The following is a 278-nucleotide window of genomic DNA, read 5'->3' on the forward strand; positions in this document are numbered from 1 at the left end:
AGATGAATTAATGAAACAGGTGTGGGCTGACACCATCGTTACCGAGGCGGCTATGGCTCACTGTGTCGAGGAAGCACGAAAAGCGCTCGGGGATATTCCGCATAATCCCCGCTACATAAGACGATTCCCCGCTTAGGCTATAAATTCATCGCACCTATTCAGAAAATCTGGCTGAACCAAGACGAGGTCGTCGAGGAAGAGTTATCGTTTCTGCAAGTCACTGTTCGGGAGGAAGAACGGGAATCACCAAAGGAGATTGGGGATTCGAAAGCAATGGC

The sequence above is a fragment of the candidate division KSB1 bacterium genome, from assembly GCA_034506395.1.
In the GTDB taxonomy this organism is placed as follows: Bacteria; Zhuqueibacterota; Zhuqueibacteria; order Thermofontimicrobiales; family Thermofontimicrobiaceae; genus Thermofontimicrobium.